The organism is Caldanaerobacter subterraneus subsp. tengcongensis MB4, assembly GCF_000007085.1.
Lineage (GTDB): Bacteria > Bacillota > Thermoanaerobacteria > Thermoanaerobacterales > Thermoanaerobacteraceae > Thermoanaerobacter > Thermoanaerobacter subterraneus.
Map to the genome: position 1 here is coordinate 690010 of NC_003869.1, position 22328 is coordinate 712337.

18 protein-coding genes, 4 pseudogenes and 1 riboswitch are annotated in these 22328 nt (G+C 40.4%); of the genes and pseudogenes, 19 read left to right on the forward strand and 3 right to left on the reverse strand.

Annotated elements, in window-relative coordinates:
- The first annotated feature begins 246 nt into the window (after nt 1–246).
- From TTE_RS03300 to TTE_RS14160, 7 genes and pseudogenes are all read left to right on the forward strand, one after another.
- A complete protein-coding gene (locus TTE_RS03300) occupies nt 247–2271 on the forward strand; it encodes a sigma-54-dependent Fis family transcriptional regulator (RefSeq protein ID WP_011025091.1) in 2025 nt (674 codons plus the stop codon).
- A gap of 226 nt (nt 2272–2497) precedes the next feature.
- Nucleotides 2498–3487 (forward strand): thiamine pyrophosphate-dependent dehydrogenase E1 component subunit alpha, encoded by a 990-nt coding sequence (locus TTE_RS03305; RefSeq protein WP_009610936.1) that lies wholly within the window; start codon nt 2498–2500, stop codon nt 3485–3487.
- A 44-nt stretch (nt 3488–3531) separates the two neighbouring features.
- Entirely contained in the window at nt 3532–4551 is a 1020-nt protein-coding gene (locus tag TTE_RS03310; RefSeq protein WP_011025092.1) for an alpha-ketoacid dehydrogenase subunit beta, read from the forward strand.
- 52 nt (nt 4552–4603) lie between these two features.
- Nucleotides 4604–4801 (forward strand): annotated as a pseudogene (locus TTE_RS14155) (lipoyl domain-containing protein); the annotation flags it as partial.
- A 129-nt stretch (nt 4802–4930) separates the two neighbouring features.
- On the forward strand, nt 4931–5785 hold the full coding sequence (locus TTE_RS03315; protein ID WP_226990186.1) for a dihydrolipoamide acetyltransferase family protein: 855 nt from the start codon (nt 4931–4933) through the stop codon (nt 5783–5785).
- Between the two features lie 183 nt (nt 5786–5968).
- On the forward strand, nt 5969–6562 hold the full coding sequence (locus TTE_RS03320; protein WP_011025094.1) for an IS607 family transposase: 594 nt from the start codon (nt 5969–5971) through the stop codon (nt 6560–6562).
- Nucleotides 6519–7147 (forward strand): annotated as a pseudogene (locus TTE_RS14160) (hypothetical protein); the annotation flags it as partial. The gene TTE_RS03320 and the pseudogene TTE_RS14160, both read left to right, overlap by 44 nt.
- A gap of 397 nt (nt 7148–7544) precedes the next feature.
- Here TTE_RS14160 and gltA read toward each other — a convergent pair.
- The 3 genes from gltA to TTE_RS03340 form a co-directional block, all read right to left on the reverse strand.
- Nucleotides 7545–8945 carry an NADPH-dependent glutamate synthase gene (gene gltA / locus TTE_RS03330; RefSeq protein ID WP_011025096.1) on the reverse strand — a complete coding sequence of 467 codons (1401 nt, stop codon included), beginning with the start codon at nt 8943–8945 and terminating at the stop codon, nt 7545–7547.
- Nucleotides 8932–9810 carry a sulfide/dihydroorotate dehydrogenase-like FAD/NAD-binding protein gene (locus TTE_RS03335; RefSeq protein ID WP_011025097.1) on the reverse strand — a complete coding sequence of 293 codons (879 nt, stop codon included), beginning with the start codon at nt 9808–9810 and terminating at the stop codon, nt 8932–8934. Before TTE_RS03335 ends, gltA begins: the two co-directional genes overlap by 14 nt.
- A 201-nt stretch (nt 9811–10011) precedes the next feature.
- On the reverse strand, nt 10012–11070 hold the full coding sequence (locus TTE_RS03340; protein WP_011025098.1) for an NADP-dependent isopropanol dehydrogenase: 1059 nt from the start codon (nt 11068–11070) through the stop codon (nt 10012–10014).
- Nucleotides 11071–11460: 390 nt separating this feature from the next.
- Between TTE_RS03340 and TTE_RS03345 the strand changes: the two are divergent.
- The 12 genes and pseudogenes from TTE_RS03345 to TTE_RS03395 all read left to right on the forward strand — a co-directional run bounded on the left by TTE_RS03345 (nt 11461) and on the right by TTE_RS03395 (nt 22265).
- Nucleotides 11461–12671 (forward strand): annotated as a pseudogene (locus TTE_RS03345) (iron-containing alcohol dehydrogenase).
- Between the two features lie 270 nt (nt 12672–12941).
- Nucleotides 12942–14669: a [Fe-Fe] hydrogenase large subunit C-terminal domain-containing protein gene (locus TTE_RS03350; RefSeq protein ID WP_041587286.1), complete on the forward strand. Its 1728-nt coding sequence runs from the start codon at nt 12942–12944 to the stop codon at nt 14667–14669.
- Nucleotides 14666–15844, forward strand: coding sequence for a PP2C family protein-serine/threonine phosphatase (locus TTE_RS03355; protein WP_011025101.1), 1179 nt, complete (start codon nt 14666–14668; stop codon nt 15842–15844). The genes TTE_RS03350 and TTE_RS03355 overlap by 4 nt, the downstream gene beginning before the upstream one ends.
- Before the next feature lie 286 nt (nt 15845–16130).
- Nucleotides 16131–16218: riboswitch (cyclic di-GMP riboswitch) on the forward strand.
- A 101-nt stretch (nt 16219–16319) separates the two neighbouring features.
- A complete protein-coding gene (locus TTE_RS03360; RefSeq protein WP_011025103.1) occupies nt 16320–16790 on the forward strand; it encodes a chemotaxis protein CheW in 471 nt (156 codons plus the stop codon).
- A gap of 90 nt (nt 16791–16880) precedes the next feature.
- The gene (locus tag TTE_RS03365) at nt 16881–17984 is read left to right on the forward strand and encodes an HD domain-containing protein (protein ID WP_011025104.1); all 1104 of its coding nucleotides are present in this window, start codon (nt 16881–16883) and stop codon (nt 17982–17984) included.
- 118 nt (nt 17985–18102) lie between these two features.
- Nucleotides 18103–20097 (forward strand): methyl-accepting chemotaxis protein, encoded by a 1995-nt coding sequence (locus TTE_RS03370; protein ID WP_011025105.1) that lies wholly within the window; start codon nt 18103–18105, stop codon nt 20095–20097.
- A 64-nt stretch (nt 20098–20161) separates the two neighbouring features.
- Nucleotides 20162–20290 (forward strand): hypothetical protein, encoded by a 129-nt coding sequence (locus TTE_RS14460; RefSeq protein ID WP_259082171.1) that lies wholly within the window; start codon nt 20162–20164, stop codon nt 20288–20290.
- 155 nt (nt 20291–20445) lie between these two features.
- Nucleotides 20446–20634, forward strand: coding sequence for a hypothetical protein (locus tag TTE_RS13295; protein WP_011025107.1), 189 nt, complete (start codon nt 20446–20448; stop codon nt 20632–20634).
- 186 nt (nt 20635–20820) lie between these two features.
- Complete coding sequence (locus TTE_RS03380; protein ID WP_011025108.1) at nt 20821–21414, forward strand: IS607 family transposase; 594 nt, start codon at nt 20821–20823, stop codon at nt 21412–21414.
- Nucleotides 21395–21559 carry a hypothetical protein gene (locus tag TTE_RS14000; RefSeq protein ID WP_011025109.1) on the forward strand — a complete coding sequence of 55 codons (165 nt, stop codon included), beginning with the start codon at nt 21395–21397 and terminating at the stop codon, nt 21557–21559. The genes TTE_RS03380 and TTE_RS14000 overlap by 20 nt, the downstream gene beginning before the upstream one ends.
- Nucleotides 21560–21640: 81 nt before the next feature.
- Nucleotides 21641–21931 (forward strand): annotated as a pseudogene (locus tag TTE_RS03390) (IS200/IS605 family accessory protein TnpB-related protein); the annotation flags it as partial.
- A gap of 151 nt (nt 21932–22082) precedes the next feature.
- Nucleotides 22083–22265, forward strand: coding sequence for a hypothetical protein (locus TTE_RS03395; protein ID WP_011025111.1), 183 nt, complete (start codon nt 22083–22085; stop codon nt 22263–22265).
- Nucleotides 22266–22328: the final 63 nt, after the last annotated feature.

The following is a 22328-nucleotide window of genomic DNA, read 5'->3' on the forward strand; positions in this document are numbered from 1 at the left end:
TACAAGAAAAATTTTCAAGCAAAAATTTAATAGAGAAGGAAGAAGGAGATTGCGTAGGGGCTGTCGAAATACAATAATGGAGTTTCTTCCTTTGTGGGTTTTCGGTTTCGGTAACCCTTACCTTTGACACCAAAGAGGGGGAAGCCTTCTTTTTCTCAAATCTATTTGTATCAAGTATTGTAAGGTTTGATAACTCCCTAAATTAGGGGTTTATCTTGATATAACGTGGTACGGGGGGAGAGGTGAATGAAAGAAAATTTTTATGGAGTTTATGAAGAAGTATGGCATCAATGGAACGACTTTCAAAACACCATGACTATCTCAAAACAAATCGTTAGATCGGAAATACTTAAATCTTGGGAAAGGTGCAAAATTGCAGGCGTCAATCCGTACCAGGAACAAGGACAAGAGATTATCGAGGGTTCTGCTTTAAAAGAAGCCAGAGAAAGACAAGAAGAACTAATTCAAGCTGCTAGGCCGGTTATGGAAAAGCTTTTATCGCTGTCCAGTGACTATGGTTTTCTCGCAGTTTTAGTAGGAGAGGACGGTTATATATTAGAAACATTAGGGAATAACAAGGAAACTATAGACCTAGCTCGGAAAACCAATTTCATTCCCGGTGCATGCTGGCGAGAAGATAAAGTTGGCACTAACGGGATAGGAACCGCAATGGTTATAGGACAAGCCCTTGATGTAACTGGGGCTGAGCACTTTTGCCGTGGACTTCACTCTTGGACATGTGCTAGTTCTCCAATTTTTAGTCCGGAAGGAAAACTTATTGGAGTTATTGACCTTTCGGGACCTTGGTACCGAGAAAATAAACTGGCATTAGCTACTATAGTATCTTCTGCAATTGCGATTGAAAACAATTTGAAGCAGAGTAAAGCCTTTAAAGAAACTTTAACTTACAGACAACTCTCAGAATACTTCTTAGAAAGCAACCCTGATCCCTTATTAGTGATAGATAATACAGGAAGATTAGTCAAGGTTAATTATGCATCTGAGAAAGTTTTGGGATGGAAAAAAGAAGATTTAATAGGACGAAAAGCTGATGAAATATTTGACAATTCGCAGGAAATCCTATTCCTCATAAAAGCGCGGCAGAGTGTAAAAAACAAGGAAATATTAGTGCAAAGTAGAAAAGGTATCTTGCGGTGTAGCGCAGATGTTTCACCTATAAGTGGTTATTACAATGAAAATGTAGCGGCTCTAATAGCTCTAAAAATGCATGAAGGTAGTCAATTTTATATAAGCTCTCCTCCAGCCTTAAAAGGATTCGAAGTAATATTAGGGAATCATCCCTGTTTGCGTGAAAGCATACGATTAGCTCAAATTGCAGCAAAGAGCGATGCACCAGTTCTCATTTTAGGAGAGACAGGGACAGGGAAAGACCTTTTTGCAAGAGCCATTCATGAGGCTAGCGGTAGAAAAGGACCTTTTGTGGCGATAAATTGCGGTGCTTTGCCGCGAGAATTAATTGGAAGTGAGCTTTTCGGCTATGTAGGTGGGGCTTTTACCGGTGCACGGCCAGAGGGCAAGCCAGGCAAATTTGAACAAGCCCAAGGAGGTACTTTATTTTTAGACGAAATAGGCGATATGCCTATGGATATACAGGTTTACCTTTTACGAGTGTTGGAAGAAAAAAAGGTAGTTCGAATAGGCGGGCATAAAGAGATACCGTTAGATGTTCGAATTATTGCTGCGACCAATTCGGATTTAACGAAGTTAGTAAAAGAGAAAAAATTCCGAGAGGATTTGTATTTTCGCCTGAGAGTTCTCACTATTCATTTATGCCCGTTACGAGAACGCAAAAGTGATATACCTCTTCTTTTTCAACATTTTGTTAATAAATTTTCACAAAAATTAGGTAAAACTATTACCAATATTGATCCATCAGTTTGGTCTTTATTAAACAATTACGACTGGCCAGGAAACATTAGGGAATTACGAAATGTGGCAGAATGGGCAGTGAATATAGCAGAGGATAATACAATTTCTGCTAGTCATTTGCCGTCTTACTTATCTGGTTCTCAAACTATACGCGAGGACAGTAATAGCTTTTCTTCTACCTCTCTTGTTGAACTGGAAAAGCAGGAGATTAGTCGACTTCTCGAACATTATGGAGGTAATATAACTAAAGTTGCTAAAGCCTTAGGCATAGCACGGAACACCTTGTATAGGAAGCTTTATAAATATGGACTAAAGACTCGTTATAGTGTTCCAAAATCTAACGTTACAAAAAGAGACATAAGTTACAAAGAAGCAAATTAAGATTTCATAATTTCTCGTAAAAATCAAGAGTTAAATATGCCAGCACTCAATAATGGGTGCTGGCATATTTTTTGCAAGAATATATTTAATGCAAAATGCAAAATCTAAAAGGGGGGATGTAACAAAAACAAAAAATTAAAACATATTCACCTTCTTTGACATTATAAAGCAGGGTAATATATTGCAAAAAATTGAAAAAATTATAAATAGATAGGAGTGAAGAGGTATGAACATTCCTAAAGAAACTCTTATGCGTATGTATCTTGAGATGGTTACAATTCGATTATATGAGGAAACCATGGCTGAAGCCTATCAGGAAGGGAAATACCCAGTATTCAACATTGCCTCAGGCCCAGTCCCTGGTGAGATGCATTTAGCTGCAGGACAGGAGCCTGTAGCTGTAGGGGTATGCATGCACCTTAAAAAGGAGGATGCTGTAGTCGGTACTCACCGGCCTCACCACTTTGCTATTGCAAAAGGAGTAGACCTCAAACGCATGACAGCAGAAATATTTGGTAAAGTTACCGGTTTAGGCCGCGGCAAAGGTGGTCACATGCACCTCTTTGACCCTGATGTACACTTCAGCTGTAGCGGCATTGTTGGTGCTAGCATTCCACAAGCAGTAGGAGCAGCTCTAGCTTTCAAAATGCGCAAAGAAAAGCGTGTAGCTGTGGCCTTTTTTGGTGACGGTGCTGCAAATCAGGGTACTTTTCATGAGGGACTTAACTTAGCTGCAATTTGGAAGCTACCGGTGGTGTTTGTATGTGAGGACAATAGTTGGGCAATTTCTGTACCAAAAGAAAAGTCTACAGCTATCAGTCAAAATGCTGACCGTGCAGTTGCGTATGGTATACCTGGAGTATACGTGGGAGAGAACGATGTCTTAGCTGTTTACGAAGCTGCTGGCGAAGCAATAGAGAGAGCACGTCAGGGAGGAGGACCAACTATTATTGAAGTTAAAACAGATCGTTTCTTTGGACATTTCCAGGGTGATCCAGAAGTATATAGACCTAAGGACGAAGTTCAGCGTCTAAAGCAAAATGATCCAATTAAGCGGTTCAGGAAATACCTTATTGAAAATGACATAGCCACAGAAGATGAACTTAAACAATTAGACGATGAGGCACGAAAACGTGTTGAGGAGGCTTTCTTGTTTGCTCGGGAGTCACCCTATCCAGCGCCGGAAGAAGCCCTACTTCACGTGTTTGTAGAATAGTGAATTGCGGTCTAGTTGAATAATATTTAAAGGAGGAGAAAATTATGTCTGCGATAACTTCGCGAAAGCTTACTATGGCAAAGGCAATTGCTGAAGCTATTAGTTTGGAAATGGAAAGAGATCCGAGAGTTTTTGTCATGGGTGAGGACGTAGGCGTATATGGAGGCATATTTGGTGCCACAGCTGGGTTGTATGAAAAATTTGGACCAGAAAGAGTTATCGATACACCTATTTCCGAAGCAGGTTTTATAGGTGCTGCTTTAGGAGCTGCTATGGAAGGTATGCGTCCCATAGTAGAATTAATGTTTGTAGATTTCTTTGGCGTGGCTATGGATCAAATTTATAATCACATTGCCAAAAACACTTACTTTTCAGGAGGAAATATTCGAGTACCTTTGGTACTCATGACGGCGGTTGGCGGTGGTTACAATGATGCGGGGCAGCATTCACAGTGTCTTTGGGGGACTTTTGCTCATCTGCCTGGTCTTAAAGTAGTTGTACCTTCTACTCCTTATGACGCCAAAGGTTTGATGATTTCAGCCATACGGGATGACAACCCTGTTATATACATGTTCCACAAGGGGTTACTTGGTCTGGGATGGATGACCCTTATTAAGGACAGCACGGGCCCTGTCCCTGAGGAGCCTTATACGATCCCGTTTGGTAAAGCAGAGGTAAAACGGGAAGGAAAAGATGTTTCAATAATCAGCGTGGCTATGGGTGTCTATCAAGCATTAGAGGCGGCCAAAGAACTGGAAAAAGAAGGTATAAGCGTTGAGGTTCTGGACCTCAGGACATTGGTGCCGTTAGACCGCGAAGCCATAATAAATACTGTAAAAAAGACCCACAGAGTATTGGTGGTGGATGAAGACTACCTGAGCTATGGTATGAGCGGAGAAGTTGCTGCAACTATAGTTGAGCATGCTTTTGACTACTTGGAAGCGCCTGTAAAAAGATTGGCGGTTCCAGACGTGCCTATCCCATATTCTCGTCCTTTGGAACAGTTTGTATTACCTTCAAGTTCTAAAATTGTGAATGCAGTTAAGGAATTGCTCAGGTCATAATAATGAGATTTCAAAGCAGGAGGACTGATATCTTATGCCATACGAATTTCGCATGCCTAACGTAGTATCAAATGGAATAGAAGGGTTTGTGGTGAATTGGTTCAAGGATGAAGGACAGCCAGTACAAGCAGGTGAATTGCTGTTGGAAGTACAATTTGAAAAAGCGGCTATTGAACTCCAGGCTCCAGTAAGCGGCATACTGACAAAAATCCTATGTCCCCAAGGTCATGTAGTCAAGGTTGGACAACTGCTCTGTTTGATCGAAGAAAAATCCACAGAAGTGGCTGGAGGTAGTGGATCTGCGGTACCTCCGGTCCATGCACCAGAGGAAACACCCCACTTCCACGGCGAAACGGAGCGAACAACCCAGAGTACTCCAGTGGATTCCCAAGTCCATAGTAGCAACACGGGCGATGTAAGAGCCACTCCTGCAGCCCGTAAGCTCGCCCGCGAATTGGGAATTCCTCTAGAGGCAGTGCCGGGTACTGGTCCGGGCGGTCGAATTACTGAGGAAGATGTTAAGAATTTTGCTCAGCGTTCTGAAAAGACAAATTTAACAGCAAGAAGAGTACCACTCACTCCTACCCAGCGTTTAGTCGGGTCAAGGATGTTACAGAGTCTTCGAGAAACTGCACAGTATACATTAGGGCGGGAAGTAGATATAAGCGCGTTAATCAAAGTCCGCATGGAGCTTAAACAAAAAGGTTCACCTGCTAACATAACGGATCTTATACATAAAGCAGTGGTTCAGGCGATTTTAGAAAATCCTGTAATGCAGGCCGTTATTGATGGAGATGATATGGTAGTGCCTGCAGAAGTTCACTTGGGATTTGCTGTTGCCCGTGGCGATGAACTTCTAGTGCCTGTAATCAAAAATGCTCATAGACTCAATCTTAATGAAATGGCTGTTGAAAGACGCCGACTTACTGATGCAGTTCTACAAGGTATTATAAAGCCAGAAGAGCTACAAGGGGGTACCTTTACAGTTACAAATCTGGGTACTTATGGTGTTGATTTCTTTACCCCTGTGCTATATCCAAAACAATCTGCAATTCTCGGTATTGGAAGAATAGTGGAACGACCAGTCCTTGAGAATGGAAACATCCGCTCCGCGCAATTTATGACTCTTAGTCTTACTGTAGATCATCAGGTAATAAACGGTGCCCCTGCTGCTAGATTCTTAAATCGACTGGCAGAACTTCTTTCTCAACCGGAAGTGCTCTTGGAGTTGTAATAGCAAAAGGGCAGTGCATGTGCGCTGCCCTTTTAGAGTACATAAAAAAAGACAAGTTGTAGAAGAAGGTGAGCATGTAAAGGTAATATTATCCAGTGGAGAAATTCTTTTGTTGCCATCTGGAGGTTAAAACAGTTGAAATTAATAGTAAAAAATGATATAATTTTAATTGGGTGATGATAAATGTTATTAACTATAAAAAAGGTTAAAGAGCTATATGATATAAGCAGAATTACATTAATAAACTGGGAAAAGGAAGGATTAATAACCCCAATTAGAACACCAAAAGGAAGAAGAAGGTACAAAAAAGAAGATATAGAGAAGTTATTAGGCATGCTAGAAGAAAAACCAAAACCTAAAGTAGTTTTGTATGCAAGAGTGTCCACAAAGAAACAAGAAGAATATCTTAAGAATCAGATTAGAAGGCTGGAAGAATACGCTAATTCCCAAGGATGGCAGTATGAAGTCATATCCGAAATAGCAAGTGGAGTAAATGAAAATAGAAGAGGCTTATTAAAGCTTTTGAACAAGATAAAAAGAGGAGAAGTTGAAAAAGTTGTAGTAGAATACCCTGATAGACTAGCAAGATTTGGGTTTGAATATCTTAAATTTTTCATGGAAAGTTTGGGGGTAGAACTTATAGTTTTAAGTGGAGAAGAGAATAAAGAAGAGATGAACAAAGAATTGGCAGAAGATTTAATAGCAATAGTCACCTCATTTGCGGCAAGAATTTACGGTCAAAGAGGTGGCAAAAAACATGCTGGCAATCCAAGCTAAACTTGTTTTTGATAAAGAGGAAGACAAATTAAAGTTATTTGAGAAACTTAGGAAACACCATATAACCGGAAAAGCATATGAAAATTAAATAGCAAAAGAAGGAAGAAATCTCTATTCAAGAGGAGATAAAAGCAAAAAAGGAAATCTCAACACAAGAATAGAGATAAATGAAAAATGGTATTTTCTTAAGGATAAATGTAGGTGAAAGAAAGTACGTATATGCAAAAGTACAGGCGGGATGGAAAAAAGGACTTGGATTAGAAGAAAGAATACCAGACAATTATGTAAAGTTTCTCAACACATTGACTGTAGAGGAATTAGAAGAATTAAAAGAGCATATAAAAAAAGACAGTCAAAAACAAACATTTAAAGAAAAAGCATTTAAAAGAGATAAAGAAAGCAATAGAGATTTTACAAAGCCTTGAGAGTGAGCCAGGAAGGGTGCTAAGACCTCTGGATGGAACAAGTTTTAGTGCCCATGATTTCTGGCAAGTTCTCAAGGTAGCGGTGGTAACACCACTCTCCCCTGAGAAGGTGCCAAGAGACTTCTCTGTCCTGAAAGAATTATTAATTCAGGGCAAGTAGGGAGACCTGTAGATGCGTTAGTTCCTGCTTCTTGGGGCAGGGGCTAGGTTTCCCAAATACCGCCTGCTGGGGCTGGGACAACCTGAAAGGCGGACTACAAAATACCCCAGCTGTCTAAACTGGAGAGTTTGTACAGTTTAGATAACCAGGATAAAGATAGCGCCGAAACGATTAAATTGGTTGTTTGTCTGCTTTTAAAACTTATTAGAAAAAAGGGTGGAACAGTATAAAGCTTTTATTTAGTAGATGGAAGCAACAAAATTTTAAAAGCGGTTGCTGAACAGGAAATAAATGAGCAGGCAAAACGATAAATTCATAAATAAAAGAGACGATAGCTGGATGTATGTCCTTCCACAGCACCGACTTGCTATCGTCTCTTTAGTTTATCGAAAGATGTTTACCGCCATTTTTTGTTTTGTAGGTATTCATGGATGGAACGAGCTGCTTTTTTTCCGGCACCCATGGCCAAAATTACAGTAGCTGAACCCGTTACAATATCGCCTCCAGCCCATACCCCTTCTCTGGAAGTTCTTCCCTCTTCATCGACAGCAATATAACCGTGTTTTGTAAGTTCTAAGCCTTCAGTGGTCTTTGTGAGGAGGGGATTAGGGCCAGTACCTATGGCGATTACTATCGTATCAACATCCATAATAAATTCAGAACCCGTTATAGGAACTGGACGACGACGACCCGAAGCGTCAGGTTCTCCAAGTTCCATGCGGATGCACTCAATACCTTTGACCCAACCATTTTCGTTACCTATTATTCTCACTGGATTTGTGAGGAAATCGAATATAATACCTTCCTCTTTAGCGTTCTCGAATTCTTCTTTTCTTGCGGGCATTTCTTCTTCAGAACGGCGATACACAATATGAACTTCGTCAGCTCCCATTCTTAGGGCAGACCTGGCTGCATCCATAGCTACATTGCCACCCCCTATTACTGCTACTTTTTTACCTACCTTTATGGGGGTGTCAGTGTTGGGAAAAGAATAGGCTTTCATCAGGTTTATCCTGGTTAGAAACTCGTTGGCTGAATACACGCCAAGGTAGTTTTCACCAGGTATGCCCATAAATTTCGGGAGGCCAGCTCCGGTGCTGATAAAGACAGCCTCATACCCCATTTCAAAAAGGTCGTCTATCGTTAAAACTTTGCCCATAACCATGTTGGTTTTAATTTCTACGCCCAGCTGTTGTATAAACTTTACTTCTTGTTCCACTATAATTTTCGGTAGCCTGAATTCAGGAATACCGTATACCAGTACGCCGCCGGGTTTGTGAAGAGCTTCAAAGATCGTTACATCGTAGCCGAGTTTAGCCAAATCTCCTGCACAGGTGAGACCGGCGGGCCCGGAACCGATGATGGCCACTTTTTTACCAAGCTTTTTAGGAATTACCGGGGGACGGATGCCTTTGGCTCTTTCCCAGTCTGCTGCAAACCGTTCTAGGCGACCTATGGCCACAGGTTCACCTACTTTGCCCAAAACACAGTTTTTCTCGCATTGCGTTTCTTGTGGACAGACTCTGCCACATATGGCGGGCAAGCTGTTGGTTTCCTTTATAATCTTTATAGCTCCTTCAAAATCTCTTTCTGCAATACGCTTTATAAACTGGGGAATTTGTACCTGAACGGGGCACCCTTCAACACATCCTGGTTTTTTACACTGAAGGCACCTCTGGGCTTCACTTACTGCCTCCTCTTCCGAATAGCCCAAAGCTACTTCGTTAAAATTACGCCTGCGGACTTCAGGCTTTTGGGTAGGCATGGGTGTTTTCTTTTTGCTTCTATTTAACGGCATCTTTATCAACTCCTTCTATTTTGTTGATTAATTTGCACTCATGAACTTCATTAAATCTTTCGAGGGAAATTTTTTCTTCCTCTTTATAAGTGGCCAATCTTTTTATTAGTTCATCGAAATCTACTTTATGGCCGTCGAAAGCCGGACCATCAACGCAAGCAAATTTGATTTCTCCGTCTACGGTGACACGGCACCCACCGCACATGCCTGTGCCATCTACCATTATGGGATTAAGGCTCACCATCGTGGGTATGCCATAAGGCTTGGTAATTTCGCTTCCTATTTTCATCAAAATCGGGGGACCTATGATAATAATCTCATCAAATTTTTCACCTTGTTCTAAAAGCTCTTTAAGTACTACTGTGACAAACCCATGGCGACCTTTTGAGCCGTCGTCGGTGCAGATATACATCCTGTCGCTAACAGCTTTTATCTCTTCTTCCAAGATTAGCAATTCAGCTGTCCTAGCACCTATAATAGAAACTACTTCTACCCCCTGTTGATGAAGCATTTTGAGTTTAGGATAAAGTGGAGCAATACCAAGGCCTCCGCCTATTCCTAAAACTTTCTTGTGATTAGGAAACTCCACCGGCACACCTAAAGGCCCAACAAAGTCCTGGATATAGTCTCCAGCTTCTAGAGTTCCTAATTCCCGTGTGGTTTTACCTACTTCTTGGAATACTATTGTGACAGTGCCATTTTCTGAATTGTAATCTGCAATGGTAAGAGGAATTCTTTCTCCTCCTTCTTTTATCCTTAGCATAACGAATTGGCCTGGCCTTGCTTTTTTGGCTACTAGTGGTGCCTCTATTACAAACAACTTGATGGAAGGTGCCAATTCTCTTTTTTCTAAAATTTTGAACATGATAATCCTCCTTCTTCTTTTATTTAATAGTTGTTTATTTACTTCGATGATGTTATCAAGTGTTAATGGTGTAAAAATGTTAAGAAAATAACTATTTTTTGTTATTTTTTTACCAAGAGTTTACTGGCCGATGTGTCGTATAAAAAACCAGTCTATTTAGCTTTATTAGCATAAAAATGGGGGACTAAGTCCCCCCTCTTTTTATGCTAATATTACAACAGGTTTGATTAGGTCTTTTGGTTTGTCTTTCATCAACATAAAGGCTTTTTCAATATTGTCAAATCCCCGGAAAACGTGAGTGACGAGCTTAGAAGGATCGACACGCTTATAAACAACAAGGTCAATCAGTCTTTCCATTCTTAGACGTCCACCGGGGCATAGCCCGCCTTTTATAGTTTTATGAGCCATGCCGCAACCCCATTCAAGACGAGGAACAGGCAAAACATCTCCTTCGCCAAAGTAATTTACATTAGCGATGGTGCCACCAGGTTTAACAATCTTAACTGCTGTAGCCATGATGTCAACATTTCCTCCAGCGATGATGGCAGCATCAACACCTTTGCCTTCCGTTAAATCCATAATCTGACTGTCGATAGGACCATCTTTATAGTTTACAATATCAGTAGCTCCATAGTATTTTGCAGCATCTACACAAACTGGTCTACTGCCTACTGCGATAATCCTTCCAGCACCCCGCAATTTGGCACCAGCGACTGCCATAAGACCTACTGGGCCAATACCCAAAACCGCTACCGTCGCACCTAATTCTATATCTGCCAGTTCGGCTCCGTGAAAGCCAGTAGTCATCATATCGGGAATCATAACTGCAGCTTCCAATGGAATTTCCTTAGGCAGATGTGCTAAATTCATATCAGCATCGTTCACATGAAAAAATTCACCAAAAACACCATCTTTTATATTCGAAAATTTCCAGCCTGCCAGCATTCCACCAGAGTGTTGGTGATATCCTCTTTGCACTTCAGAGGTTCGCCAATCAGGGGTAATAGCTGGTACCACAACGCGATCACCAGGTTTAAAATCTTTTACCTCACTACCTACTTCAACTACTTCACCTACAGCTTCGTGACCGAGTATCATGTTATGTCTTTCGCCAATAGCACCTTCAAAAACGGTATGAACGTCCGAAGTGCAAGGGGCCACAGCTAGAGGTCTTACAATAGCGTCAAAAGGGCCGGGAGTAGGCTTTTCTTTTTCAATCCAACCGACTTTACCGATACTGAGCATTGCAAAACCTTTCATTATTAAAACACCTCCTAAAATACTGGGTAAGTCATTACCCGTTGATTGTTAAATTTTTTGCAATTATATAGTAACACATAGTTAAAAATTTGTCAATCACTTATTCGAACATAGTTTAAAATTATCGTAGGATTTTTAAGTAAACAAACGACTAGAGAAAACTCTTGTGATAAAATAGAAATTGCAAAAAACAAAACTGCAGAAAGGGGGGTATCTATTGTTCAAAATCTAGAAAACATCATACTACAATTTTCAGTATGTAATTGTCAAGTGAAAAATACTCCAAATTTCATATTGAAATTCCCCCTTAACTCAAAAATTTAACATTGATTATTTTTTAACAAAATGCTATAATTAGATTGATATAAATTTTACAAGGAGGTAATTGAAATGTGGGAAACTAAAATAAATCCCACCAGGATTTTTGAACTTCGGTGCAAGAATACAACTTATTTTGGAGTAGGTAGTATAAAGAAGATAGAAGACATTCTAGAAGTTCTAAAAATAAGGGTATCGATAATGTCATTTTTGTAACCGGAAAGAATTCATACAAAGTTAGTGGAGCTTGGGATGTGATAGAACCGGCTCTAAATACATTCGGTTTCAAATATTCACTTTATGACAAGGTCGGACCTAATCCTACTGTTGATATGATCGATGAAGCGGCCAAATTCGGCCGGGAAACTGGGGCGAAGGCTGTTATTGGCATTGGTGGAGGAAGCCCTATAGATACTGCAAAAAGTGTGGCTGTACTGTTAGAATATACTGATAAAAATGCAAGAGAACTTTATGAACTGAAATTCACGCCCGAAAAAGCTGCTCCTATTATAGCTATAAATCTTACTCATGGTACTGGTACGGAGGTAGACCGATTTGCAGTAGCTACAATTCCAGAAAAAAATTATAAGCCCGCGATAGCTTATGAGTGCCTCTATCCTATGTATGCCATAGATGATCCTGCTCTCATGATAAAGCTTGATAAAAAACAGACAATAGCTGTTACTATAGATGCTTTAAATCACGTTACCGAAGCTGCCACTACTCTTGTGACATCACCTTACAGTATTCTATTGGCGAAAGAGGCAGTGAGGTTGATAGTTCGTTACCTCCCTGTTGCTGTAAATGACCCTGAAAACCTTGTGGCTAGATATTATTTGCTTTATGCTTCTGCTATAGCTGGTATTTCTTTTGACAATGGTCTCTTGCACCTTACTCATGCCCTGGAGCACCCACTAAGTGCAGTAAAACCTGAGATTGCCCACGGTCTTGGGCTTGGTGCTCTACTGCCTGCAGTGGTAAAAACTATTTATCCTGCTGTTGCAGAGGTGTTAGCTGACATATACAGCCCTATCGTGCCTGGACTAAAAGGACTGCCTGCTGAAGCAGAATATGTAGCTAAAAAAGTCGAAGAATGGCTCTTCAATGTAGGATGTACTCAAAAACTTTCAGACTTTGGATTTACAAAAGATGATGTTCCAACCCTGGTAAAGCTTGCTAAAACGACACCTTCTCTCAATGGATTGCTTTCTATTGCACCAGTGGAAGCTACTGAAACTGTTATTGCCAAGATTTATGAAGAGTCTCTTAACCCAATCTCTTAACCCATACCCAAAGGCTATTCTGATACAAAGTGCCAAAAGGTTCAACAATTTAAAAAACCCCACTTTTAGTCAATACAAAAAGTGGGGTTTTCATCTTTATGTATTTAATTATTGCAAAAAACACAAAAGTAAAGATTCTATAATTGGATATAAGGGTGTGTCAAAGGAGTAATGATTAAGGTTGCCGATAAATATTTCACTTCTGTGACGCGCAGGAGGTGGCGAGGATTTAGAAGCTATAAAGAATAGTAAATGGGAGGAGGATTGATTTTGGATGTAATCAGTGTATCTAAGGCAAACTGCAGAAATTGCTACCGGTGCGTTAGGCATTGTCCTGTCAAAGCTATAAAAGTAGTCGGCGGTCAGGCGGAAGTTGTGGATAGCTTATGTATATACTGTGGAAGGTGTGTCATCGAATGCCCCCAGAATGCCAAGAAAGTACGGAACGATCTACATGCAGTAAAAGAATTCATATATGCCGGCGAAAAGGTTATAGCCTCCATAGCTCCTTCTTACCCTGCTGTCTTTGACGTAACTTCTCCTCAGGAAATGTTTTCCATACTGAAGGCCCTAGGGTTTTATGGAGCTGAGGAAACAGCGGTGGGAGCTGAAATGGTATCTATGGAGTACCAGCATTTGATCAAAAAGGGGCATAAGGGTCCCATCATAACCACGGCTTGCCCGGTTGTAAAAAATCTGGTAGAGAAATATTATCCAGGACTTATAAGGAATCTAGCTCCGGTGGTTTCCCCGATGGTTGCTCATGCAAGGTCATTGAAGCAAAGATATGGGTTGGACATTAAAGTTGTTTTTATAGGTCCCTGCATTGCCAAAAAAGCTGAAGCCCTAGATAGAAGCGTTTTAGGGGATGTAGATGCAGTACTAACTTTTCAAGAATTGGCCGATTGGATAGATGAGAAAGCCTCCGCGGTAGCTGGAGTAGACTTTGGAGAGCGAGAAAATGTATTAGAACCTTTTATTGCCAGGAGTTATCCCTTGCCAGGGGGGCTTTTAAAGACTTCTTCAATGGAGGGTGACCTTTTGTCTCGAGAGGTCGTAGTCGTGGACGGTATAGAAAACTGTATGGAGCTTTTAGATGCCCTGGAGATGGGAAACGTAAGTGGTCGCATATTTGAGATGATGGCCTGTAGGGGTGGCTGTATCAATGGGCCCTCGATGCCGTGTGACAGTTCCCTTTATGAAAGAAGGGAAAGGTTGCTTTCATTTATAGAAAATAATCAACAGCAGCAGGGATATGAGAATATAAAGGCTTCTGCGGCGGGTATTGACCTCAGGAGGTCTTTCGAGCCGAAGGCTTTTAAAGCGCCTAGGCCAACCGAATCAGAGATAAGAGAAATACTGGCTTCAATAGGCAAAACGACTCCAGAAAAGGAACTGAACTGCGGGGCATGCGGATATCCTTCCTGCCGCAAAAAAGCCGAGGCTGTCTACCATGGAATGGCGGAGCCGGACATGTGCATCCCCTACATGAGGTCCAGGGCCGAATCTTTGGCCAACCTGATCATAGACCACACCCCGAACGGCATCATTTTGGTAGACAGTAATTTGAATATAAAGGAAATAAATAGAGCGGCGGAAAAAATGTTCGGTGTTGAAAAGGAACAGGTCCAGGGGAAGCCCCTTTTCACTGTCATCGACGACAGGGATTTTGCCTGGGTACTGGCCAATAAAACTAACCTGCAGGATAAAAAGGTGAACTATCCCCGGAATTCTTTAACTACCCTCCAGACTATGTGCTATATCGAGGAAGAGGACATGGTACTGGCGATTATTCAGGATATTACCGAACAGGAAAAGCAGAGGATGGAACTGGAAAGGGTTAGGGAGGAGACCCTGGAGAAGGCCCAGGAAGTAATAAACAGGCAGATGCGCGTCGCCCAAGAAATAGCGGGACTGCTGGGAGAGACGACGGCGGAGAGCAAGATGCTGCTCCTTAAGCTTATAGAACTGGTTAAAGGCAGGGAAGAAGAAAAGTGAAGATCTTTGCTGAAGTGTTCACCAAAAGCCTTACCAAAAAAGGAGAAGAGCTGTGCGGGGACAGCGTTGAGGTTGTGCAATCCGAAGACGGCATAATTGCCGTAATGGCCGATGGCCTGGGGAGCGGGGTAAAGGCCAGTATACTTTCCACTCTTACCGTAAGGATTGCTTCTACCATGATAAAAAACAGGGCTTCCATAGAAGAAGTGGTCAAGACCCTGATTAATACTCTCCCAGTGTGCCGCGTCCGGCAGCTTGCTTATTCCACTTTTTCCATTCTCGAGATTAACGATGACGGAGAGGGAAGGCTTTTTGAATTTGATAATCCACCTGTGATCTACATCCGGGACGGAAAGGTTCTTAAGCTACCTTACAGGGAACTGAGGGTGGAAGAGAGGAAGATTCTGGAGTACCGGTTTGAAGCCTTTCCGGGGGATAAAATATTCCTGGTAAGCGACGGAGTCATTCACGCAGGGGTGGGGGGTGTCCTGAACGTGGGATGGCAGTGGCCTAATGTGGCCGAATACCTGCAGAGGCTTGACAGAAGGAGATATTTCGTGTCGGAAATGGTGGACCAGCTGATCAAAACGTGTAGCCACCTTTATTCCGGTAATCCGGGGGACGATACCACGGTCGTGGGAGTAGGTTTAAGAAAGTCGGAGCTGATCACGGTACTAGTTGGCCCTCCTGAAGATAGGTCAAAGGATGCAGAAGTCGTGAAAAAACTTATCGACAGCGAAGGCAAAAAAGTGGTCTGCGGAGGTACTACTGCAAATATTGTTTCTAGGGAAACTGGAAGGAAAGTAGTCACAAATATGGACTATGCCGACCCGGCGATACCTCCCGTCGGTAGTATAGAGGGAATAGACCTCGTAACCGAAGGTTTGATAACTTTAAGCAGGTGTGTCGAGATACTGAGAAATTTTGTAAACACGTATTCCTTTTCTCCCCACTTCTTAGACGATATAAGGAAAAAGAAGGACGGAGCTTCAATGCTGGCAGACCTGCTTGTCAACCGCTCCACTCACATCCGCTTTCTGGTGGGGCGGGCGGTTAATCCTGCCCACCGGAATGCATACCTGCCGGAAGGCGCAAGCGACAAGCTCAAGATAGTAGAGGAACTGGCCCAAATCCTGAAAAAATGCGGCAAGAGGGTGTATATAGAGCTTTATTAGAGGAAAAAGAGGCATTGGCCCTGCTCTCAAGCTGCTTTTTCATATTTCTGCTGTTTTTTGAGACATTTAAAAAGGATTTCACACATTTTAATTATACCAAACAGAAGGGAGGCAGCCTCTATTCTTTTTATGGTGTTTTCTTCTTCAATGTTTTTGCAATTATTCTCCAAGTGGGGTAAATATGTCTATACCTATTCATGGACCAATATCTATAAAATTCTTGACGAAAAATAGCAAAAATTGTAGAATATAATTGAGTTTTAGCATAGTTTAGCAAAATATTAACCTTCGATAAGGGCAAACCCGTCGAAAGGCGGGGGCGCAAAGCCACGGGCCTAAATCCCTGATTGGGACATGGTAGCCGGGCTGCCGAAGGATGTGTAAAAATAAAAATTGATTTTCTGCGGCAGCCTTGGGTATGGGCTGTCGCTTTTTATGTTTTTTTCAAAACCACCATGAGAAAAGGAGGAAAGTAATGCCTAAAAAAATAGTAGTTTTTAGCCTGGCAGAAGAACTTTATGGACTAGATATCTTCGATGTACATGAAGTTGTCAAAGATGTGTCTATCACAAAAATACCTGAAACGCCCGAATTTATAGAAGGAATAATAAATTTAAGAGGAAAAATCATACCAGTAATAGACCTTAAAAAGCGTTTTGGAATTGGGAAAAGGGGAAAAAGCAAAGACAGCAGAATAATCATAGTGGAAATATTGGGTCAGAAGGCGGGTTTAATAGTCGATGCAGTACATGAAGTAATACCCATTGACGAAAACTCGATTGAACCTCCACCACCTGTTACTACAATAGATACTGCTTTCGTAGAAGGAATTGCTAAAACAGACGATAAGATGATAATTATAATTAAACTACATTTTCTCTTTGAAGTCAACGGAAAAGAAATGCTTCTAAATACGAGTTCTGAAGGTACGAAGGAAAGAAGTTGAAAATCGCTAAAGAGGATGTTCACTTTAATAAAAAGAAGTGATAGCAGTATTTATAAGGTTTCGATGTGATGAACTAAGGAGGCAAAAAAGATGATGCCGGTTCCAAGATATAACAAAGTGCCAAGCATAAAAGTAGGGTTAAGTATTGAAGAAGCCGTGAAAATTATGACCAGCCAACAAAGTTTTGTCCTTCAAGTAATAAATGACAAAGGGGAGCCGGTAGGTTGGCTTAACTGCTTAGATATATTGAAGACTATTATAGAAGACTCCGCTGTGGTAAAAATTAAGGAAAAGAGTATAGAGAAACTCATATGTCCCATTAATGAAGAAGATTACCTGAATGTGCTTGGGGAACTATCTGATATAAGTCGTTGGGCCGAGAAAAGAGGATACCGCCTTCCCTATTTCACCACAACTGAAGGTAATGCAGGTATACTGTCAGTATCTGGGCTTTTACAGGAGGCTTTGAAGGAGAGAGATAAAGAGAGGGAGTTGAGGGAAGAAGCACAATTACACTTTGAGAGGCTCAACTATATTCATGAAGAACTTGAGAAGGCTTTGGCAAATCTTTTCATCGATCCTAAGGTGATAGTTAAGCTTAAATCCATAGTTGAATACCAGGATGAATATGATCTGTCTACTGGGAAAATAAAGATTACCGGAGTGATAAAGGAAGGAACTTACCTACATGTAGTAAACATGTTGCGATTGCTGGCCGAATTGTGGGAGCAAGGACTAATGGAACTAGGAGTTATAAACAAAGAGACGCTGGTCAATGCAACCATTTTTCATGACCTTGGTAAAGTGCAACCTCCTCTGAAAGTTGGAGAAGTTGTGGATCCTAAGGAAGCCTTTGAACCTGGTAAGTATCATGCTTTTAGAAGTGCTTTAATAGCAAAAAATGTATATCATCTTGATAAAAACGTTGTCCAACTTATCAAATATCATCACCATACTGAGGAAGAGCTGCCACCCGATTTTCCTGATGGTCTTCTACCCATGCACCGGCTTTTCCGGCTGATAGACGGGCTTTCAGCAGGAATTACACGACGAGGCTCTAAGGTTAATTTGACAGTTAAAGGAACTATTGTCCAGGTGAAAGAGGAAAGCATCCACCCGGATTATAACCGGTGCATAGAAATAGACCTCTGCAGGGAGAAGGTAAGTGGTGAAGGCAGAGAGGAAACGTGCTAATGAAAGCAATGTCAAGAGCAGCAATAATTCAATCAAGAATGTTATTTTTATATGCTGTTTATTCAACAACTTTGTTGAAGAAAACAAAAAATAACGTAAAAAAGGGGGAACTTTAATTATGAAAACCAAATTTTCCACAAACATGATGTTAAAGCAAAAACTAATTGTGATTTTTATACTATTATCAATTTTACCTGCAATTTTGACTGCAGGCCTTTCATTATACCAAAGCAAAAGTTTAGTTGAATATCAAGTTAGTAGTTTAGCAAGGCAAATTGCAAAAGAAAAAGTAGCTTATATTGACTCTTTCATTGAAAAAGTGTCAGCAGAAGTTGATTCAATTAGTAAAAACCCGGATGTTATTAGTAGAGATACCGCAAAAACTATGGAAGTATTACGAAATGTTAAGGAATCAGATTCAAATACTTTATTTGTTTATATAGGCAATGCTGACAAAGAATATCTTGAATACCCTAAGACAGAACTTTCACAAGGGTTTGATCCAACAACGAGGCCATGGTATAAAAAAGCTGAAGAATCATTTGGAAATATAGTCATTACTGAACCATATCAAGATGCAGGTACTGGTAAAATGATTATCACAGTTGCAAAGGCTTTTAAGCTTGCAGATGGCAAAACAGCTGTTGTGGGGGCAGATGTAAGCTTAGACCAAATTCAAAGCAATATTACGAGGACAAAAGTAGGGGAAAAAGGTTATGCAGCCTTACTTACGGAAAATGGAACAATAATTGTTCACCCCACGAAAGAAATGATACTTACAAATATAGCGGAAAAATACGACTTTGGTAAGACAATTGTTAACAACAAAAGCGGCAGCTTAAAATATAGATTTGGTGGTGAAGATAAAATTTCGGGTTTTGAGCAATCAAAACTAACAGGGTGGATAGCTATAGCGACGATGCCGCAATCTGAGTATGCAGCGAAACTTAACAAGAGTATTGTCTATACGCTAGTAATATTAGCAATAATTTCTGTTTTAGCCGTGATTATTGGTTTATTCTTGGCAAGAAATATTGCTAATCCAATCTTACTTGGCGTCAGTTATTTAGAAACTGTAGCAAATGGTGACTTTACAGGAAATGTTGCTGAGCAATTTCTTAGGCGCCATGACGAAATAGGCAGGCTTGCAGAGGCTATCAATAAACTGCAGGCCAATATTAGACCGATGCTTTCAGAACTGAAAATCAGTGTAGAGACATTAACTAAAAACTCAGAAGCCTTGAGTGCTGTCTCACAAGAAATAGCTGCTTCTTCCAATGACGTTGCAAAAGCCATTCAAGAGGTGGCTTCTGGGGCATCTAACCAAGCCCAAGATTTGCAAGAAATAGTATCTCTTATAGGTAATATAACGACAAGCTTAGAAAAAGTATACAATGAACTTGGTCACGTAAAGGAAAATAGTGAAGAAACCTCTCGATTGGCAAATACCGGCAAGAAAGAGTTAGACGACCTTATTTCTTCAATTAATGGAGTGCGTGAAGCATTTGAGGTAGTAGTTGAAAAACTTGGAATTCTTAAAGGTTCAGTAGGACAGGTAGGAGAGATTTTAGAGATTATAAAGGGAATAGCAGAGCAAACGAATTTATTAGCATTAAATGCAGCTATTGAAGCAGCAAGAGCTGGAGACGCAGGACGAGGTTTTGCAGTTGTAGCAGATGAAATAAGAAAACTTGCAGAGCAAACTCGTGTATCTTCTGATAAGATAAGCGCTTTATTAAACGATATAACCTCAGGAACTGATGAGGTTGTAAAGACTTCTGAAGAAGTGACTGCTCAAGTGAATAATCAATTAGAAAAGGTAGAGAATACCATAAAGGCTTTTGACAACATATTAGAATCAGTAGCAGCTATAGCACCGATGATTAAAGCAACATATACAGAAGTAGATAATACCGGAAAAGCAAAAGACATAGTATTAGAACGTGTTGAGAACATAAGCGCAGTTTCAGAGGAGACATCAGCGTCTGCTGAAGAGATATCGGCATCTGCCGAGGAACTTGCTGCATCTACACAAGAGATAGCTGCAAACGCACAGCAAGTTTTAGAAGTTGCTAAACGTATTGAGAAACAAGTAGAGCAATTTAAGGTTTAGAAAGCGGTATTTATTAAAGGGGCTGCCCATAAGCTATACACGTTGGTTAGAGGGTAGCCCTTATATGTTATTAATGATAAAAAAAGAAAATAATGAATGGAAAGTTAATGAATGGCCAACTTTTCCAATAAAAATAAAAAACAAAGATTTAAAGGAAATTAATAAAGGAACAGATAGAAGAAACTTGGTTTAAATAGAAGGGAGAATAAAAATGGCTGAAATAAAAGACAAGGAAGATAAAATCATAATTAACTACTGCCGTCCCAAAATCAGGAAGCAGCGTACTTTTAACCTTGTTTTCCCTTACCTAAACGACAATGAAATTGCCCACACATTAGTTGTTGAGCAATGTTCATCAGGGAACTGGAAGCCTGTAAGGCAATTATTGACGTAGAAGAAACAACAGCAGACGAAGAAGAGGCAGCAAATGGCCTTGCTGATTTAATGTGGTATATATACCCCGAAAAGGAACGTGGAAAGGTTTTGCCCACTGTTGTGAACTGGAGGAGATTTAATAATAGCAGCATGTCTAAATGAGAAATACGGTGGGAAGCTCCTTGCGGCAGTATATTTCAAACGTCCTGACATACAAAAAGAGATGGAAGAATATTGGGAAGAATTAGAAGAAGCAGTTGATGGCCCGGAAGAATTTGCGGTGATTGGAGACAAAAACAGTTGAAAATAATGATGCAAAAAAATATAATTTTAACTAAGTGATAATAGATGCTGCTGAGTATGCAAAAAGTTAAAGAGATATATGATATCAGTAGAAGAACATTAATAAATTGGGAAAAGGAAGGGTTAATAACTCCAGTTAGAACACCAAAAGGAAGAAAAAGATACAAAAAAGAAGACATAGAGAAGTTATTAGGTATGATAGAAGAAAAGCCGAAACCGAAAGTAGTTTTATATGCGAAAGTATCCACAAAAAAGCAAGAAGAATATCTTAAGAATCAAATTAGAAGACTTGAAGAATACGCTAATTCTCAAGGTTGGCAGTATGAAGTGATATCTGAAATAGCAAGCGGAGTAAGTGAAAACAGGAGAGGACTATTGAAACTTTTGAACAAGGTTAAAAGAGGAGAAGTTGAAAAAGTTGTAGTAGAATACCCTGATAGACTAGCAAGATTTGGGTTTGAATATCTTAAATTTTTCATGGAAAGTTTGGGGGTAGAACTTATAGTTTTAAGTGGAGAAGAGAATAAAGAAGAGATAAACAAAGAATTGGCAGAAGATTTAATAGCAATAGTCACCTCATTTACGGCAAGAATTTACGGTCAAAGAGGTGGCAAAAAACATGTTAACAATCCAAGCTAAACTTGTTTTTGATAAAGAGAAAGACAAACAAATCGTATTAGATTTAAAGTTATTTGAGAAATTTAGGAAACGTCATATAAACGGAAAAGCATATGAAAAATTAAATAGCAAGAAAAAAGGAAAGGAAATCTCAACACAAGAATAGAGATAAATGAAAATGGTATTTTCTTGAGGATAAATGTAGGTGAAAGAAAGTACGTAATAGGCAAAAGTACAGGCAGGATGGAAAAAAGGACTTGGATTAGAAAAAAGAATACCAGACAATTATATAAAACTTCTCAACACATTGACTGTAGAGAAATTAGAAGAATTAAAAGAAATAAAGAAAGCAATAGAATTTCTACAAGGCCTTAAGAGTGAGCCAGGAAGGGTGCTAAGACCTCTGGATGGAACAAGTTTTAGTACCTATGATTTCTGGCAAGTTCTCAAGGTAGCGGTGGTAACACCACTCTCCCCTGAGAAGGTGCGAAGAGACTTTTCTGTCCTGAAGAGGATGTTAATTCAGGGCAAGTGGGGGACCAAGTATTGGCGTGAGTTCCCGTTTCTTGAGACGGGGGCGCAGGCTTCCCAAATACCGCCAGTTGGGGCTGGGACAGCCTGAAAGGCGGACTACAAATACCCCAGCCGTCTAAACTGGAGAGTTTGTCACAGTTTAGATGACCAGGAAAATGAAAAGATTGCATTCCTATCTAAAAAGAAAAAAGCTCGGCACATTCACTTTTGACTTGGACAGAGGAGTATTTTTGTTTCACAATGTAGAAGTAGATGAACAGGGCAAGGTGAATTTGAAGTTAATAAGCGAAGTGCCCATAAGTTTAGAGCATTTAGACCTTTTGAAAAGAAGCTTGTAAAAAAATTTAATGGGCCCCTAATGGGCCCTTTTTCATGCTTTCTATTCTAGATTGTGGTATAAT